We start from the raw sequence: 3,589 nt of genomic DNA, 5'->3' as shown, positions 1-3,589 counted from the left end.
TTCGGGATCCGGCTCACCTCGGTGGTGCCGGAGAAGGCCCTTCGGAAGGGCTTCGGGTACTTCGTCCTGCTCATGGGCGCGGTGGTCCTGTCCCAGGAACTGCCCTTCCCGGCCGCGCCGATCCTCCTCGGCATCGTCGTGGTCCTGGCCACGGCGGCGATGGCCTGCCTCCTCGCCGCGCGGGACCGATGCCCGCTGCGGTCCCGTCGTCCCGCTGCCACGCCGGCCGCGACTCCGGCCTGAACTCGACGGCCGGTTGCCCGCCCGGTTGCTCTGACCGCGCCGTACGCGCACGATGCGCGGCATGGACTCCACTCTGCTCTGGGACGGCTGGGACCCGATCGTCCACTCCGTCGTGATGGTCGCCTGCGGATTCGTCGCCCTGGTCCTCATCCTCCGGGTGTCCGGGCCCCGCACGATGGCCAAGATGACCCCCCTCGACTTCATCGTCGCCGTCACCATCGGGTCGGCGTTCGGCCGGACCCTCACCGCGACCGAGGTGCCGCTCGTCCAGACGGTGCTGGTCGTGGCGCTGCTCGTCGGTATCCAATGGCTGTTCGCCGCGGTCCGTGCACGGTCACCGCGGGTCAGGTCGCTGCTGGACAGCCCGCCGGTCCTCCTCTACTACCAGGGCCGGATGCAGGGCCGGGCCCTACGGAGCCACCGCCTCCTCGAGGACGATGTCCACACCGCGGCCCGGCAATCCGGGAAGGGATCGCTCGAGGAGGTCGCAGCGGTGATCCTCCAGCAGGACGGCAGCCTGGGGGTGATCGGCCGGGACGATCTGGGCGACGCCTCGAGCCTGCTGCCGTTCACCGGCCGACCCGACATCCGGGACAACGAGGGGTGAGGGGTCCGCCCGGGACCGGTGGCGTGAGGAATATCACATAGTTACCGTGGCCCAACGGTGTTAAACGGAGGCGGAGCCATGGATCAGTTCAACCGGAGGGCCTTCCTGGCGCGAGCGACTCTCCTCGGCGCATTCGTGGGCGCGGGCGTCTCGTTCCCGGGAGCCCTGAACCACTCGATCCGACTCGTGGGACGGGCGAACGCCCAGGCCACCGGCAGCGCAGTCCTCGACGCGGTCGAGGAGTTCTCCCTGGACACCATGCGCGCACTGTGCGTGATGGTCATGCCCGGGCCCGACGAATGGTCGAGACAGCAGGGCACGCCACGCGAGGACCCCGGGCCGATCGAGGTCGGCGGTGGTGAGTTCATGAAGGACCTGTTCGACAACTATCTCGCGATGGGCGACCAACTCGCGCGACCTCTCGCCCTGGGTATGGGAACCGCGCTGGCGGACATGGGCATACCGGCTGAGCCCTTCCTGGGTCTGAGCGAGCCCGACGGTCGCCGCATCGACGAGGTGCTCGGATACGTCTACAGCGATCGCGTGCTCCCGCTGTCCCTGCCCGTCGCCCTGGTCCTCAACACCGGCGCGCTTCTCGTCAATCCCGGTTCGATCACCGGCCCCCTCGGATCGCCGTTCTCCCGGTTGTCGCTCGGGGACAAGTGCCGCGTCCTCGAGGGCATCGAGGGTCCCGTCCCTGAGCTCATCGCGATCGTAGACGGATCATTGCCCGCCCCCCTGCGCGGCTCCGCCTCGGGCTTCCTCCGGTTCGCCGGCGGGATCATGCTCCAGGCCGCCGCGTTCGGTGTGTACTCCGAGCAGAACACCTTCAATCGGCAGACGAGGACGGTGGAGCCGCGCCCGGTCCCCTGGGAGCTCACCGGGTTCCGGCCCACGGGCCTGGTCGACGGCCACCCCGAGTTCGTCGGGTACTACCAGAACCGCACGGAGGTGCCTGCGGATGCGTGACGTCATCGTCATCGGAGCGGGGGGCGGTGGCCCGGTCGTGGCCGCCGAACTGGCCGGGCGGGGCCTCGACGTCCTGATCCTGGAGGGCGGCCCCCGGCACGCCGATCCCGAGAACCAGTGGTCCCACGCCGAGAACGACGCCAACAACCCGAACAACGGCTTCCTCCGGTTCGGACCCGAGGACCGCGACAAGCCCGCGTGGTTCCGGGAATGGACGGACAACCTGTTCATCTGGCAGCTGTCCGGTGTCGGTGGAACCACCCAGCACTACTACGGCAACAGCCCCCGCCCCATGCCCGGCGCGTTCCGCGGGTACACCGGTGCCGACGCCGGAGAGTACGACACCGCCCACCTCTTCCCGTTCAGCTACGAGGAGCTGGTGCCCTACCTGGAATGGGTCGAGGACACCCTCCCGGTGGAGACCGCGGCGATGGGGACGAAGGAGGAGCTGACCTTCCGGGGATGCGAGGGCATCGGTCTCCCGGTCCAGACCTCCCGGAACATCACCCGGCCGGCGTTCCGACCGCAGCAGAACGCGATCCTCCAACCCGGGGGCAACTCGGGACGGACGGACGACGCCAACCTCCTCACCTACCCGCAGGCGACCGGCTGCACCTTCTGCGGCCATTGCTTCCAGGGGTGCTACGTGCCCAGGCGGGCGCCGAGGAACCAGTACGCCAAGCGCTCCACGGACAACAGCTACGTCCCGCTCGGCCTGGCGGCGGACGCGGTCCGCCCCGGGGGGCGGGCGTTCGAGCTGATCGCGGACAGCTTCGTCCAGCGGATCCACCACGAGCAGGAGGGCCCGCACAGCGTCGCCCGGGGCGTGACCTGGCGCAACAACACCACCGGGGAGGTCTTCTCCGAGGACGCCCGGGTCGTGGTCCTGGCCGGAGGGGTGACGGAGAGCCCGCGACTGTGGTTCAACAGCGGGCTGCCCAACCCGAACGACTGGGTCGGTCGCGGCCACACCGACCACCACTTCGACTGGGTGGTGGGCAGCTTCGACGAGTACACGGGCAACTCCAAGGGCGCCAACTCGGCCGCGCGGATGGACTGGCCGGGTCGCGGAGGGATGGAGAACGTCGGGCTGGGCCCGGCGATCCAGGCCTTCACGCTCTCCCTCTCGGACTCAGGGGTGCGCGGGGTCTACGACAACGGCCGGGGCCTGTACGGGCCGTGGGACGGGCCGTCGGGCCGACTTGTGGGCAACGAGCTCAAGGACCTCATGATGGGCGGGATCGACACCCTGCTCAACTTCCTCGTGATCACCGACGACCACGTGCAGTCGAGGAACCGGATCACCCCGTCCCTCTTCCCCGCCGACGAGAACGGCGCGCCCGCCAAGGTGGACGTGACCCTGCGCGACCGCTCCCCCAGAACGCAGGAGAACCGGGAGTTCATGGTGCACAAGTCCGTGGAGATCATGCGGGCCGCCGGGGCGAAGAAGGTGTACCGGCTCGACTGGGCGCCGCTGCTGCTCCACGTGCACTCGTCGATGCGGATGGGTGAGTCCGACCAGAATTCGGTGCTCGACGCCAACGCCGAGGCCCGGTGGGTCAAGCGATTGTTCATCGCGGACAACTCGGCCCTCGCCAACGCACTCGGCGGACCCAACCCGACCCTGACCACCCAGGCGCTCGCCACCCGCACGGCGGAGAAGATATTCCAGCTGTACTTCGGCGGGGACCCGTGGGTGCGCGCCGAGGCACCGGTGGTCAGCACGGATCCCAGGATCTCCGCGCGCATGAACGCGATGGGACTCTGAAC

Annotated in this window: 3 protein-coding genes and 1 pseudogene; all 4 read left to right on the top strand. The window is 69.4% G+C overall.

Annotated elements, in window-relative coordinates:
- A pseudogene (locus G6019_RS12250) lies at window positions 1–243 on the top strand (sulfite exporter TauE/SafE family protein); the annotation flags it as partial.
- Window positions 244–304: 61 nt separating this feature from the next.
- Window positions 305–850, top strand: a complete 546-nt coding sequence (locus tag G6019_RS12245; RefSeq protein WP_107757679.1) for a DUF421 domain-containing protein — start codon at window positions 305–307, stop codon at window positions 848–850.
- A 78-nt stretch (window positions 851–928) separates the two neighbouring features.
- Window positions 929–1,819, top strand: coding sequence for a hypothetical protein (locus tag G6019_RS12240; RefSeq protein ID WP_182612640.1), 891 nt, complete (start codon window positions 929–931; stop codon window positions 1,817–1,819).
- The gene (locus G6019_RS12235) at window positions 1,812–3,587 is read left to right on the top strand and encodes a GMC family oxidoreductase N-terminal domain-containing protein (RefSeq protein ID WP_107757681.1); all 1,776 of its coding nucleotides are present in this window, start codon (window positions 1,812–1,814) and stop codon (window positions 3,585–3,587) included. The genes G6019_RS12240 and G6019_RS12235 overlap by 8 nt, the downstream gene beginning before the upstream one ends.
- The last annotated feature ends 2 nt before the right edge of the window (window positions 3,588–3,589 follow it).

Origin of the sequence: Dietzia sp. DQ12-76 (assembly GCF_014145045.1) — a bacterium.
Classification (GTDB): Bacteria; Actinomycetota; Actinomycetes; order Mycobacteriales; family Mycobacteriaceae; genus Dietzia.
The sequence above is the reverse complement of the archived record's forward strand: the minus strand, read 5'-3'. Positions and strand labels throughout refer to the sequence as shown.

What these genes read in the sequence shown, in the direction of transcription:
- G6019_RS12245 (WP_107757679.1), top strand. Translation starts at nt 305, where the DNA reads ATGGACTCCACTCTGCTCTGGGACGGCTGGGACCCGATCGTCCACTCC.
- G6019_RS12240 (WP_182612640.1), top strand. Translation starts at nt 929, where the DNA reads ATGGATCAGTTCAACCGGAGGGCCTTCCTGGCGCGAGCGACTCTCCTC.
- G6019_RS12235 (WP_107757681.1), top strand. Translation starts at nt 1,812, where the DNA reads ATGCGTGACGTCATCGTCATCGGAGCGGGGGGCGGTGGCCCGGTCGTG.